This window comes from Citrobacter freundii complex sp. 2025EL-00176 (genome assembly GCF_053309355.1).
Genome location: NZ_JBRYHT010000005.1, coordinates 169,328 through 182,077, shown reverse-complemented (window position 1 = coordinate 182,077; position 12,750 = coordinate 169,328). Strand labels below are relative to the sequence as shown.

Sequence of the window (12,750 nt, the reverse complement as noted above, 5' to 3'; positions counted from 1 at the left end):
TCCGACCATTTTTTATGCAAAAATAACGACCAGTTAACATTTACAACCAATATATTTGACAACTTTTTATCCACCTGCCAAATGTATATACAAGCTAATACAAGGGTAATTTATACCGATAACAACCATCATAACGGGCGAGGGTGACATGGCTTATTCCGGCAAAGTGAATATCCAGCAGGCGATAGACGACAGTCCTTTTTCACGCTTTCATTGGGTGATTATTGTCCTGGGCTTTCTGGTGTTAGCCATTGACGGCTTCGATACCGCGGCGATGGGTTATATTGCTCCCACGCTCTCTGCCGACTGGGGTATCCAGAAGCAAGATCTCGGGCCTGTTTTAAGCGCCGCATTATTGGGTCTCTCATTTGGCGCATTAATGGCCGGACCGATTTCCGATCGTATGGGCCGTAAGCGTGTTCTGGTCTTTTCCTGCCTGTTCTTTGGTCTCGCCAGTCTGGGCACCGCCTATGCACAGACGCTGAATATGCTCACATTTTGGCGCTTTCTCACCGGGCTTGGACTCGGCGCGGCAATGCCTAATGCTATTACTCTGGTATCAGAATTTGCGCCCAAACGCTGCCGTTCGATGGCAATAAACACCATGTATTGCGGCTTTCCATTAGGGGCTGCAGGCGGTGGCGTCATCTCCTCCTGGCTGATCCCCAACTATGGTTGGCACAGCGTGCTGCTCGCTGGCGCAATCGCCCCGCTGACGCTCACCGTGCTGTTGGTGCTGTTCCTGCCGGAGTCGGTTAAGTATTTGGTGCACCGTGGCAAAAGCGTTACACAGGTGAAACGTATTGCCCAACGCTTTATGTCGGGCTGTCTGGAACAGGTCACCCAGTTTTATCTGGATGAAGACAAGGTTACGGTCAAAAAAGGAAGCGTGGCGCAGTTGTTCAGTATGCCCTGGCTGCCTGGCACGCTGATGCTGTGGATGACCTACTTTATGGGACTGGTTATCTATTACGTACTGCTGAGCTGGATGCCAACCCTGATGTTGGGCATGGGCTATCCGCTGGCGGAATCGGCCTGGTTAACCTCACTGTTTACCTTCGGCGGTACGGCGGGGATCCTGCTGGCCGGTTGGTTAATGGATCGCTGGGAAGCACATAAAGTGGTATCACTCGGCTTTATCCTGACGATGCTGTTTGCCCTCGCCCTCGGTTTTGAGCATAACCATATCATCCTGTTTGGCGCACTGATCTTCCTGATGGGGATTACCATGAACGGTGCGCAGTCCGGGCTGCAGACGCTGGCCGCAACGTTCTATCCTACCCACTGCCGCGCGACGGGTATTGCGTGGATGCAGGGCGTGGGTCGATTCGGCGGCGTGGCCGGAACGATGATGAGCGCCCAACTGCTTTCCCTGCAATGGCAGGCTGATAGTATCTTAATGTTCCTTAGCCTTCCCGCGCTGCTGGCTGCTGCTGCGACGATTTACAAGCTGCAACGCTATAAACCGCACGCGCTGACCGTCGCATAGTACCCGCTCTTTCTGCTATTCTGCCCCCCGTTATTAAGGGGGCAGTATGCTTAACATCGTTTTATTCGAACCAGAAATCCCGCCAAATACCGGCAATATTATCCGTCTTTGCGCCAATACCGGCTTTCGTCTGCATATCATTGAGCCGATGGGCTTTACCTGGGACGACAAGCGCCTGCGTCGTGCGGGACTGGATTACCATGAATTTACCGCCGTGCTGCGCCACCCTGATTACGCCGCCTTCGTCGCCGCAGAAAACCCGCAGCGTCTGTTTGCCCTGACCACCAAAGGTACGCCAGCACACAGCGCGGTAAGTTATCAGGATGGGGATTATCTTATGTTTGGCCCGGAAACACGCGGTCTGCCAGCCAGTATCCTCGACGCTCTGCCAGCCGAACAAAAAATTCGTATTCCGATGATGCCGGACAGTCGTAGCATGAACCTGTCAAATGCGGTGTCAGTGGTGGTGTATGAGGCCTGGCGCCAGTTGGGATATCCTGGCGCGGTATTACGGTCGTAAAAGAATTCAATGCCGGATGGCGGCTACGCCTTATCCGGCCTACAAATACCACGTAGGCCCGGTAAACGCAGCGCCACCGGGCATGGCTCGAAATCAGATGCCATCGCCGTATTCGAAAGTATGATGTATCCCGTTGAAATGCTGATCCATATCCATGGACGGCTTATCGCTGTCAGGCTTGCCGACGATACGTGCCGGAACGCCGGCGGCGGTGGTGTGCGGCGGTACGGGTTGTAAAACGACGGAACCCGCGCCAATCTTCGCGCCGCGCCCGACTTCAATGTTGCCGAGAATTTTCGCGCCCGCGCCAATCATCACCCCTTCACGAATTTTTGGATGGCGATCGCCGCCCGCTTTACCGGTCCCGCCAAGCGTGACGGATTGCAAAATAGAGACATCGTTTTCAATAACAGCGGTTTCACCCACCACAATACCGGTGGCGTGATCGAGCATAATCCCACGGCCAATTTTTGCCGCCGGATGAATATCTACCTGGAAAGAAACAGATACCTGATTTTGCAGGAAGATTGCCAGCGCCTGACGCCCCTGATGCCATAGCCAGTGGCCGATGCGGTAGGCCTGAAGCGCATGAAAGCCCTTCAGATACAGAAGTGGGGTGGAATATTTGTCGACGGCCGGGTCGCGCGTACGTACCGCCTGGATATCACAAGCCGCCGAAGCGATCATTTCGGGATCGGCCGCGTAGGCCTCTTCCACGACTTCGCGAATCGCAATGGCAGGCATGATTGGGGACGCGAGCTTATTGGCCAGCATATAGCTCAGCGCGCTGCCGAGGTTTTCATGCTTGAGCAGCGTTGCGTGGTAAAAACTGGCCAGCATAGGCTCACATTCCGCCAGTGCCCGGGCTTCCGCTTTAATGTTTTTCCAGACGATATCCAGTTCTTCACACGGCATTGCGTACTCCAGAAGGTAGCAAAACGACCGACCCGTTCTTCGCGGGTCGGGTCGTTATATTCAACAGATCCTTACAGCTAGTGGCGGCTCAGCTCGTCCTTGCGTGCACGGCCTAATAACGTTAATGCTGCCTCGCGCGCGTTTTTTCCGCAATACAATACTTGATAAATTTCCTCGGTTATTGGCATCTCAACACCAAAACGGTGCGCCAATTCACGAACTTCTTTCGTATTGCGGTAGCCTTCAACCACCTGACCAATCTTGTCCTGCGCGCCTTGCACGTCCATCCCCTGGCCAAGCATCATGCCAAAACGACGGTTACGCGACTGGTTATCGGTACAGGTCAGCACCAGATCGCCTAAACCCGCCATCCCCATAAAGGTGGCAGGATCGGCACCCAGCGCCGCGCCAAGACGCGACATTTCGGTCAGTCCACGGGTGATCAATGCGGTTCGCGCATTGGCGCCAAAACCGATGCCGTCGGACATCCCCGCGCCAATCGCGATAACGTTTTTCACCGCGCCGCCAAGCTGCACGCCAATGAAATCCGGGTTGCTGTAAACGCGGAAGCTTTTGCCGCAGTGCAGCAACTGCTGGAGATCGTCAGCAAAAGTCTCATCCGTTGAGGCCAGAGAAATCGCCGTCGGCATGCCCGCCGCTAGCTCTTTGGCAAACGTCGGGCCGGAGATGACCGCCAGTGGAATCGCATCTCCCAGCGCTTCACGCGCCACATCCTGCAGCAGGCGTCCCGTTTCCGCTTCCAGACCTTTTGTCGCCCAGACCAGACGCGCATCAGGACGCATCAGCGGTTTGATGTTACGCAGCACTTCGCCAAAGACGTGGCTCGGCACCACCACCAGAATATTACGACTGGCGGCCAGCGCAGTGGCTAAATCACTTTCCAGGCGCAGCGTGTCGGGAAAAGGCACATCAGGGAGGAACGCGACGTTGCAGCGATCGTGCTCAAGGGTCGCGATATGTTTTGGATCATGGCCCCACAGGACAACCTGATGGCCATTTCTTGCCAAGGTAATGGCAAGAGCGGTGCCGTACGAGCCGGCACCAATCACAGTCATTGAAGCATTACTTTGGTTCATCAGGCATCCTGATGTTCTTCAGTACCTTCGCCAGCCTGCTGCTGTAAATAGTTCATGAACAGCGCATCAAAGTTGACCGGCGCAAGGTTCAGTTGCGGGAACGTACCGCGTGAAACCAGGCTAGTGATGCATTCGCGGGCATACGGGAACAGAATGTTCGGGCAGTATGCGCCGAGGCAATGCGCCATCTGAGTCCCTTCGATACCACTGATGGAGAAAATACCGCCCTGCTGAACTTCACACAGGAACGCTGTTTCTTCACCAAGAGACGCCGTTACGGTGACACGCAGCACGACTTCATACACGTCATCTGCCAGTTGGGTAGATGCGGTATCAAGATCAAGTTTAACCTCTGGCTGCCAATCTTTCTGGAAAACATGCGGTGCATTTGGCGCTTCGAAAGATACATCCTTGGTATAGATACGTTGGATCTGGAAAGCCATTTCAGTGTTATTTTGTTCTGACATGTTTAGAAAACCCTTAGTGTTGTCCTTTAAATACTTTCAGTACGCCTTATCGCAGCAGGGGATCCAGTCCACCACGCGCATCCAACGCATACAAGTCGTCACAACCGCCAATGTGCTGTGCATCAATAAAAATCTGTGGAACCGTCGTACGGCCACTGCGCTTGATCATCTCTTCACGCTTTACGGCATCGCCGTCAATCGGAAGTTCCTGGAAACTCACACCCTTGCTGTTCAACAGCGCTTTTGCGCGATGGCAAAACGGGCAGGTTGCTTTGGTGTAGATCTCAATATTGGCCATGACTTATCTCCAGTGTTCTTTTTACCCTGCGGCATGAAAGAAGACGGGTAAATTACTTGCCGCGAACCAGTGGCAGATTCTCACCACTCCAGCCCGCTACGCCGTCTTTCAGTACGGATACCTGCTCAAAACCGGCTTTAATCAGCGCAGTTGCTGAATCCTGGCACTGCATGCCTGAACCATCAACCACAATCACAGGTTTGTTTTTGTGTTTTTCAAGTTCACCAAAATTGTTGGCTTTGATTTCGCTCGGCAGCAGGTTAGTGGAGCCTGCAATGTGGCCTTTGCGGAAGTCGTCGCGCTGGCGTAAATCCACAACAACGGCGTCTTCTTTGTTGATAAGACGTGTAGCTTCGCCGCGAGTAATCACCTTCACTTTTGAGGTCAGGCTCTTAAACGTGGTAAATAATACAGCCGCCAGTAACGCAATCCAGGCGATACTCAAGACAGGGTGGCGACTAACAAATTGCATAATTTCTTGCATGGGGGGTAACAACTCCCGACTCAGTGATTAAAAAAACCAGGAAAGGAGTATACCTGCGCGTTGGCGCAAATACAGCCAGAGCGTGCATTGGATTGCATTTTTGCGGGGCGCTACGGAAAAAAAAATGTAAATCGGTGTTCCCCCTGGCACGCGATCCCCCATTATTTGATCTTCGGGGGCTACTTTATCGATTCAGCTGTAGTAAAATTACGCAATTATTTTTTATCTATTGAGTGTGAGGTTGTCGCAATGTCGGTTTCTAAAAAACCTATGGTACTGGTGATTCTGGATGGCTACGGCTATCGCGAAGACAGCCAGGATAACGCCATTTTTAGTGCTAAAACCCCGGTAATGGATGCGCTGTGGGCAAAACGTCCGCATACCCTGATTGATGCGTCCGGTCTGGAAGTCGGCCTGCCCGATCGCCAGATGGGCAACTCCGAAGTGGGTCACGTCAACCTGGGCGCGGGCCGTATCGTGTATCAGGACCTTACCCGTCTGGATGTCGAAATCAAAGAACGTACTTTCTTCGCTAACCCGGTGCTGACCAACGCGGTCGACCAGGCAAAAAATGCCGGAAAAGCGGTACACATCATGGGTCTGCTCTCTGCTGGCGGCGTTCACAGCCACGAAGATCACATCATGGCGATGGTAGAACTGGCCGCTGAACGCGGTGCGGAAAAAATCTATCTGCACGCTTTCCTTGATGGTCGTGATACTCCTCCGCGCAGCGCTGAACATTCACTGCAGAAATTCGAAGAGAAATTTGCCGCGCTGGGCAAAGGTCGCGTAGCGTCCATCATCGGTCGTTACTACGCTATGGACCGCGACAACCGTTGGGATCGCGTAGAACAGGCTTACGATCTGATGACGCTGGCGAAGGGCGAGTTCCAGTTCGCTACGGCGGTTGAAGGCCTGCAGGCTGCTTATGCCCGCGACGAGAACGACGAATTCGTCAAAGCGACCGTGATCCGTGCCGAAGGCCAGGCAGATGCTGCTATGGAAGACGGCGATACGCTGATTTTCATGAACTTCCGTGCTGACCGTGCGCGTGAAATCACTCGTGCATTTGTTAACGCTGACTTCGATGGCTTCGCCCGTAAGAAAGTCGTTAACCTCAACTTTGTGATGCTGACCGAATACGCGGCAGACATCAAAACTGTTGTAGCTTACCCACCAGCATCTCTGGCTAATACCCTTGGCGAGTGGATGGCAAAACACGACAAAACGCAGTTGCGTATTTCCGAAACTGAAAAATATGCGCACGTAACCTTCTTCTTCAACGGCGGCGTTGAAGAGCCGTTCAAAGGCGAAGACCGTATTCTGATCAACTCGCCGAAAGTCGCTACCTACGATCTGCAGCCGGAAATGAGCTCTGCTGAACTGACCGAGAAGCTGGTTGCAGCGATTGAGAGCGGTAAATACGACACCATCATTTGTAACTACCCGAACGGCGACATGGTTGGCCACACCGGGGTGATGGAAGCAGCGGTTAAAGCGGTTGAAGCGCTGGACCATTGCGTTGAGCAGGTCGCGAAAGCCGTTGAATCCGTTGGCGGACAGCTGCTGATCACCGCAGACCACGGTAACGCAGAGCAAATGCGCGATCCGTCTACTGGTCAGGCGCATACCGCGCATACCAACCTGCCGGTTCCGCTGATTTATGTCGGTGGTAAAAACGTTAAAGCGGTCGAAGGCGGTAAACTTTCGGATATCGCCCCGACGATGCTGACGCTGATGGGTATGGAAATCCCGCAAGAGATGACTGGTAAGCCGCTGTTCATCGTGGAATAATCCCTCCCCATGAGGGGAAAGGCGATTAATACCATCACTCGGGCCGTGAAACTGCCAAAGTTTTCAGTCAGGCCCTTGTTCTACGCCAGCGCGCTTAGCGCTGGCGTATTGCTGTGCGCCTTTTCCGCCCACGCGGACGAACGCGATCAGCTCAAATCTATTCAGGCCGATATCGCGGCAAAAGAACGCGCGGTACGCCAACAGCAACAACAACGTTCCACTCTCCTCGCTCAGCTTAAAGCTCAGGAGCAGGCTATCGCCGTCGCCGCAAGGCAACTGCGCGAAACGCAAAACTCACTGGCACAGCTGAACGCACAAATCGCTGAGATGAACGCCGCGCTCGCGAAGCTGGAAAAGCAGAGGGCAGCGCAAGAGCGCAGCCTGGCAGCCCAGTTAGACGCCGCGTTTCGCCAGGGTGAACACACCGGTATTCAGCTCATCCTTAGCGGCGAAGAAAGCCAGCGCGGACAGCGCCTGCAGGCCTATTTCGGCTACCTGAACCAGGCGCGGCAAGAAACTATCGCGCAGTTGAAACAAACCCGCGAAGAGGTTGATTCGCAAAAAGCCGAGCTGGAAGATAAGCAGAGCGAACAGCAGACCCTGCTGTACGAACAACGCGCTCAGCAGGCTAAGCTGGAGCAGGCGCGTAACGAACGCCAGAAAACGCTCTCGGGTCTGGAGTCATCGATTCAACAGGGCCAGCAGCAACTGGGCGAAATGCGCGCTAACGAATCCCGTCTACGCAACAGCATTGCTCGCGCCGAAGCCGCGGCCAAAGCGCGCGCGGAACGTGAAGCGCGCGAGGCGCAGGCCGTACGTGATAAGCAGAAGGATGCGTCACGAAAAGGCTCGACCTACAAGCCGACCGAAAGCGAAAAATCATTGATGTCCCGTACCGGCGGCCTGGGTTCGCCGCGCGGCCAGGCATTCTGGCCCGTTCGTGGCCCAACGCTGCATCGTTATGGCGAACAGCTGCAGGGTGAGCTACGTTGGAAGGGTATGGTTATTGGCGCATCCGAAGGCACCGAAGTTAAAGCCATTGCCGATGGTCGCGTCATTCTGGCGGACTGGTTGCAGGGCTATGGCCTGGTCGTCGTGGTTGAGCACGGTAAAGGCGATATGAGCCTGTACGGTTATAACCAGAGCGCGCTGGTCAGCGTCGGTACGCAGGTTCGCGCCGGGCAGCCTATTGCACTTGTGGGTAGCAGCGGCGGTCAGGGCAGGCCGGCACTCTATTTCGAAATTCGTCGCCAGGGTCAGGCGGTCAATCCACAGCCGTGGTTGGGAAGATAAGTTTTGCCTCAATTTCGTCGTCTATTACTCTCTCTTGCCAGCGTGCTGGCCTTCGTAACACCTGTTTTTGCTGGCAAACTCGCCATCGTCATTGATGATTTCGGCTATCGCCCACAAACTGAAAACCAGGTGCTGGCGATGCCTTCCACCATCTCGGTTGCCGTTCTGCCTAATGCCCCACACGCGCGTGAAATGGCGATTAAAGCGCATAACAGCGGGCATGAGGTCTTAATCCATCTGCCGATGGCGCCGCTGAGCAAACAACCGTTAGAGAAAGACACGTTACGCCCGGAAATGAGCAGTGAAGAGATTGAGCGCATTATTCGCGACGCGGTAAGCAAAGTGCCGAATGCCGTGGGGCTAAACAACCATATGGGCAGCGCGATGACTTCCAGCCTGTTTGGCATGCAGAAGGTGATGCAGGCGCTGGAACGTTACGATCTCTACTTTCTGGACAGCATGACCATCGGCAACAGCCAGGCCATGCGCGCAGCGTCAGGAACCGGTGTGAAGGTCATCAAACGCAAAGTCTTCCTGGATGACACGCAAAATGAGGCTGACATTCGTCGTCAGTTTACTCGCGCCGTCGATCTTGCGCGCCGCAACGGCTCAGCAATCGCCATTGGGCACCCTCACCCGTCCACGGTGCGAGTATTACAGCAGATGCTTTATAATCTGCCAGCCGATATTACGCTGGTTCGTCCGAGCAGTCTGCTCAATGAACCGCAGGTCGATACCTCCAGACCCAACCTCACGCCGCCGAATAACAGCGCACCGCGTAATCCTTTCCGTGGTGTAAAATTGTGCAAACCGAAACAGCCGTTAGAACCCATTTACGCCAGTCGATTCTTCACCGTACTCGGTGAAAGCATCACCCAAAGCACGCTGGTGCAGTATATGCGCCTGCAGTGGCAGGGCTGGCAATAATCAGTCGTTAAGATCCAGCGTTAAATGGGCCAGGCGGCGCGACGTCAGTGATTTATCGCGCCACTGGCTAAAGCGGATGGCCCACAGCAGCACCTGATAACCCAGCTTAACGCTGCAGATATTACTCACCATCCGTTTGAACATACCCGACACGAATACTTCAGCAATCATACGCTGGCGGATTTTTTCGTCCGGCTCTTTACGTATGCAATGACAAACGCGTAGCGCTTCGTAAATCACCTGCTGTTTGAATTCCGGGTAAATGGGAATGCGCCCGGCGTACTCGTGATTCATCTTGTCGAGCAGGCGGGTAATTTTAATGTAATGGCGCTGATAGGCGAGGTTCTTCAGCCCGGTGCGCGGCAGACGACTCACAGACGCGCCGTGCAGGAAATATTTGTACAATGGAACTTCCGTGTAGCGCGCGCGTTTCGCATTAAACATAAACTCCGTGGTCCAGATGATATCCTGGTGGTGCAGGCCAGACAGGAAGGTCAGCCCCGCGTCACGGATCGTCTGATGGCGGTATACGCCCATCCAGACGACGTGCCGCCAGCGGCGACTGGCTAACGCTTTTCTTAACCAATCCGGTCCGGTCATCACCTCAGTAGAACGTATACGATCGGTAGGAATAGATGCCCATGTATGCCCCGTCTCCGCAATACACCAATCGGCATTGCACTGCGCCACATCCAGATTGTCCTGCAGCGCCATATTCATCAACGTTTCATACATTTCCGGATAAGCAATATCATCACCGTCAACATAAGCGATGTACTCGCCCCTGGCGACTTCCATCCCGGTATTACGCGCCGCTGAGACTCCCCCGTTCCGCTGATGCAGTAGATGAACATGCGGATAACGATCCGCATACGCCTGTGCGAGCTGCGCAGAGTTATCCGTAGAGCCATCATTAACAATGATGATCTCCAGATTTTTCCACGTTTGCGCAATCAGCGAATCCATACACGCAATGAATGGTTCACCCGTATTGTAGAGCGGCATGATGACGCTCAATAGGCCGGGAGTATAGGTCATATCAAATCCTGCCAAACAGTATAATTAACGGCAATTTCTAACATATTTAGCGGTAAATCTTCAGAGAAAATTTCTCAAACCTTTAGCGGAAAATGCGCCGGATGAGTGAGCACAGCAAACAAAAAAATCCCCGGAGAGTTAACGATAGTCAACATCCGGGGATTACATACAGAATCCACTACGTGGATACGGTTAATCCCAGCTCAGGATCACTTTCCCTGACTGGCCTGAACGCATCGCGTCAAAGCCTTGCTGGAATTCATCGATGGAGAATCGATGGGTGATGATTGGCGACAAATCCAGACCAGACTGAATCAGTGCAGCCATTTTGTACCAAGTTTCAAACATCTCACGACCGTAGATACCTTTAATAAACAGCCCCTTAAAGATAACTTTCGTCCAGTCGATAGACATATCCGACGGTGGGATCCCCAGCATAGCAATACGGCCACCGTGGTTCATGGTGTCCAGCATAGTGCGAAACGCTGGCGGCGCGCCGGACATCTCCAGACCTACATCAAACCCTTCGGTCATACCCAGCTCAGCCATCACGTCGGTCAGATTCTCTTTCGATACGTTGACCGCACGGGTGATGCCCATTTTGCGTGCCAGCTCAAGGCGATACTCATTCACGTCGGTGATCACCACGTGGCGTGCGCCAACGTGCTTCGCGACCGCCGCCGCCATAATTCCGATTGGACCCGCGCCGGAGACCAGCACATCTTCGCCCACCAGATCGAACGACAGCGCCGTGTGCACCGCATTACCAAATGGATCGAAGATAGACGCCAGATCATCGGAGATATTGTCCGGAATTTTAAACGCGTTAAATGCCGGGATCACCAGGTATTGTGCAAAACAACCAGGACGGTTTACACCGACACCGGTCGTATTACGGCACAGGTGAGTACGCCCACCGCGGCAGTTACGACAATGGCCACAGGTGATATGGCCTTCGCCAGAAACGCGATCGCCGATTTTAAAGCCTTTAACTTCCTGACCGATGCCAACAACCTCGCCGACATATTCATGTCCCACGACCATCGGAACCGGGATGGTTTTTTGCGACCAATCATCCCAGTTATAAATGTGAACGTCAGTCCCGCAGATGGCTGTTTTACGGATTTTAATCAGCAAATCGTTATGGCCGACTTCCGGTTCAGGAACGTCGGTCATCCAAATGCCCTCTTCCGCTTTCAGTTTGGATAACGCTTTCATTTCACATCCTCAGGCAATAACGCCCAGTTGTTTACCAATGCGTGTGAACGCCTCAACAGCACGCGTGATCTGCTCAGAGGTATGCGCTGCAGACATCTGGGTACGGATACGCGCCTGGCCTTTTGGAACCACTGGATAGAAGAACCCAGTAACGTAAATCCCCTCTTTTTGCAGCTCACGGGCAAATTCCTGCGCCACCACAGCATCACCCAGCATGACCGGGATGATCGCGTGATCAGCACCGGCTAACGTAAAGCCTGCGGCAGACATTTGCTCGCGGAACTGACGTGCATTCGCCCACAGGCGATCGCGCAGTTCGCTACCTTCCTCAACCATTTCCAGCACTTTAATGGAGGCCGCAACAATCGCCGGCGCCAGTGAGTTGGAGAACAAATAAGGACGGGAACGCTGACGCAGCCACTCAACAACTTCTTTGCGCGCTGCGGTGTAACCACCGGATGCGCCGCCGAGTGCTTTACCCAGCGTACCAGTGATGATGTCCACACGGCCCATCACGTCACAGTATTCATGGGAGCCACGACCATTTTCGCCGACAAAGCCGACCGCATGGGAATCATCAACCATGACCAGCGCATCGTACTTGTCCGCCAGATCGCAGACGCCTTTCAGGTTCGCGATCACGCCATCCATAGAGAACACGCCATCGGTGGCGATCAGGATATGACGAGCCCCCGCTTCACGCGCCTCTTTCAGACGCGCTTCCAGCTCGACCATGTCGTTGTTGGCGTAACGGAAACGCTTTGCTTTACACAGACGAACGCCGTCAATGATTGAAGCGTGGTTCAGGGCATCGGAGATGATCGCGTCTTCTGCGCCCAACAGCGTTTCAAACAGGCCGCCGTTGGCGTCAAAGCAGGAAGAGTACAGGATGGCATCTTCCATACCGAGGAAAGCAGCCAGTTTTTGCTCCAGTTGCTTATGGCTGTCCTGGGTACCGCAAATAAAGCGTACCGAAGCCATGCCAAACCCGTGAGAATCCATACCCGCTTTTGCCGCGGCAATCAGTTCCGGGTGGTTAGCCAGCCCCAGATAGTTGTTCGCACAAAAGTTAATAACGTGGCTTCCGTCTGCCACGGTGATATCCGCCTGCTGGGCAGATGTAATAATGCGCTCTTCTTTAAACAATCCTTCCGCACGTGCGGTTTCGAGATCGTTGGTTAACTGTTTGTAAAAATCCCCACGCATTTCA

13 protein-coding genes are annotated in these 12,750 nt (G+C 53.8%); 5 read left to right on the top strand and 8 right to left on the bottom strand.

The features are described from left to right. The first annotated feature begins 148 nt into the window (after positions 1-148). Together ACVXHP_RS12880 and trmL are read left to right on the top strand one after the other, a co-directional pair. Positions 149-1,489, top strand: a complete 1,341-nt coding sequence (locus ACVXHP_RS12880; RefSeq protein ID WP_447571582.1) for an MFS transporter — start codon at positions 149-151, stop codon at positions 1,487-1,489. 46 nt (positions 1,490-1,535) lie between these two features. Then, entirely contained in the window at positions 1,536-2,009 is a 474-nt protein-coding gene (gene trmL, locus ACVXHP_RS12875; protein WP_003827329.1) for a tRNA (uridine(34)/cytosine(34)/5-carboxymethylaminomethyluridine(34)-2'-O)-methyltransferase TrmL, read from the top strand. 93 nt (positions 2,010-2,102) lie between these two features. On the opposite strand, the gene cysE is transcribed toward trmL, so the two are convergent. The 5 genes from cysE to ACVXHP_RS12850 all read right to left on the bottom strand — a co-directional run bounded on the left by cysE (position 2,103) and on the right by ACVXHP_RS12850 (position 5,270). Then, positions 2,103-2,924: a serine O-acetyltransferase gene (cysE, locus tag ACVXHP_RS12870; protein WP_016154965.1), complete on the bottom strand. Its 822-nt coding sequence runs from the start codon at positions 2,922-2,924 to the stop codon at positions 2,103-2,105. Between the two features lie 77 nt (positions 2,925-3,001). Next, positions 3,002-4,021 (bottom strand): NAD(P)H-dependent glycerol-3-phosphate dehydrogenase, encoded by a 1,020-nt coding sequence (gene gpsA, locus ACVXHP_RS12865; RefSeq protein WP_200008842.1) that lies wholly within the window; start codon positions 4,019-4,021, stop codon positions 3,002-3,004. After that, on the bottom strand, positions 4,021-4,488 hold the full coding sequence (secB, locus tag ACVXHP_RS12860) for a protein-export chaperone SecB (RefSeq protein ID WP_003024155.1): 468 nt from the start codon (positions 4,486-4,488) through the stop codon (positions 4,021-4,023). The genes gpsA and secB overlap by 1 nt, the downstream gene beginning before the upstream one ends. 46 nt (positions 4,489-4,534) lie before the next feature. Next, on the bottom strand, positions 4,535-4,786 hold the full coding sequence (gene grxC / locus ACVXHP_RS12855; protein ID WP_003024152.1) for a glutaredoxin 3: 252 nt from the start codon (positions 4,784-4,786) through the stop codon (positions 4,535-4,537). A gap of 52 nt (positions 4,787-4,838) precedes the next feature. After that, positions 4,839-5,270 (bottom strand): rhodanese-like domain-containing protein, encoded by a 432-nt coding sequence (locus tag ACVXHP_RS12850; protein ID WP_003024148.1) that lies wholly within the window; start codon positions 5,268-5,270, stop codon positions 4,839-4,841. 249 nt (positions 5,271-5,519) lie between these two features. Between ACVXHP_RS12850 and gpmM the strand changes: the two genes are divergently transcribed. From gpmM to ACVXHP_RS12835, 3 genes are read left to right on the top strand one after another with little or no spacing between them, the layout of a single operon-like run. Next, positions 5,520-7,064, top strand: a complete 1,545-nt coding sequence (gene gpmM / locus ACVXHP_RS12845) for a 2,3-bisphosphoglycerate-independent phosphoglycerate mutase (protein ID WP_304702615.1) — start codon at positions 5,520-5,522, stop codon at positions 7,062-7,064. A gap of 33 nt (positions 7,065-7,097) precedes the next feature. Beyond that, positions 7,098-8,357, top strand: a complete 1,260-nt coding sequence (gene envC, locus ACVXHP_RS12840) for a murein hydrolase activator EnvC (RefSeq protein WP_233639320.1) — start codon at positions 7,098-7,100, stop codon at positions 8,355-8,357. A 3-nt stretch (positions 8,358-8,360) separates the two neighbouring features. Then, positions 8,361-9,284, top strand: a complete 924-nt coding sequence (locus ACVXHP_RS12835) for a divergent polysaccharide deacetylase family protein (RefSeq protein ID WP_137361678.1) — start codon at positions 8,361-8,363, stop codon at positions 9,282-9,284. Here the strand turns inward: ACVXHP_RS12835 and ACVXHP_RS12830 are convergent, their stop codons facing one another. The 3 genes from ACVXHP_RS12830 to kbl form a co-directional block, all read right to left on the bottom strand. Further along, complete coding sequence (locus tag ACVXHP_RS12830) at positions 9,285-10,322, bottom strand: glycosyltransferase (RefSeq protein WP_447571581.1); 1,038 nt, start codon at positions 10,320-10,322, stop codon at positions 9,285-9,287. Between the two features lie 192 nt (positions 10,323-10,514). Then, positions 10,515-11,540 carry an L-threonine 3-dehydrogenase gene (gene tdh, locus ACVXHP_RS12825; RefSeq protein WP_137349133.1) on the bottom strand — a complete coding sequence of 342 codons (1,026 nt, stop codon included), beginning with the start codon at positions 11,538-11,540 and terminating at the stop codon, positions 10,515-10,517. Between the two features lie 9 nt (positions 11,541-11,549). Next, positions 11,550-12,746, bottom strand: a complete 1,197-nt coding sequence (gene kbl, locus ACVXHP_RS12820; protein ID WP_200008845.1) for a glycine C-acetyltransferase — start codon at positions 12,744-12,746, stop codon at positions 11,550-11,552. Positions 12,747-12,750: the final 4 nt, after the last annotated feature.

Bases quoted from the DNA above. Each gene is read 5' to 3' on its own strand.
- gpmM (WP_304702615.1), top strand. From the start codon at position 5,520: ATGTCGGTTTCTAAAAAACCTATGGTACTGGTGATTCTGGATGGCTAC.
- ACVXHP_RS12880 (WP_447571582.1), top strand. From the start codon at position 149: ATGGCTTATTCCGGCAAAGTGAATATCCAGCAGGCGATAGACGACAGT.
- tdh (WP_137349133.1), bottom strand. From the start codon at position 11,540: ATGAAAGCGTTATCCAAACTGAAAGCGGAAGAGGGCATTTGGATGACC.
- ACVXHP_RS12850 (WP_003024148.1), bottom strand. From the start codon at position 5,270: ATGCAAGAAATTATGCAATTTGTTAGTCGCCACCCTGTCTTGAGTATC.
- cysE (WP_016154965.1), bottom strand. From the start codon at position 2,924: ATGCCGTGTGAAGAACTGGATATCGTCTGGAAAAACATTAAAGCGGAA.
- grxC (WP_003024152.1), bottom strand. From the start codon at position 4,786: ATGGCCAATATTGAGATCTACACCAAAGCAACCTGCCCGTTTTGCCAT.
- gpsA (WP_200008842.1), bottom strand. From the start codon at position 4,021: ATGAACCAAAGTAATGCTTCAATGACTGTGATTGGTGCCGGCTCGTAC.
- ACVXHP_RS12830 (WP_447571581.1), bottom strand. From the start codon at position 10,322: ATGACCTATACTCCCGGCCTATTGAGCGTCATCATGCCGCTCTACAAT.
- secB (WP_003024155.1), bottom strand. From the start codon at position 4,488: ATGTCAGAACAAAATAACACTGAAATGGCTTTCCAGATCCAACGTATC.
- trmL (WP_003827329.1), top strand. From the start codon at position 1,536: ATGCTTAACATCGTTTTATTCGAACCAGAAATCCCGCCAAATACCGGC.
- kbl (WP_200008845.1), bottom strand. From the start codon at position 12,746: ATGCGTGGGGATTTTTACAAACAGTTAACCAACGATCTCGAAACCGCA.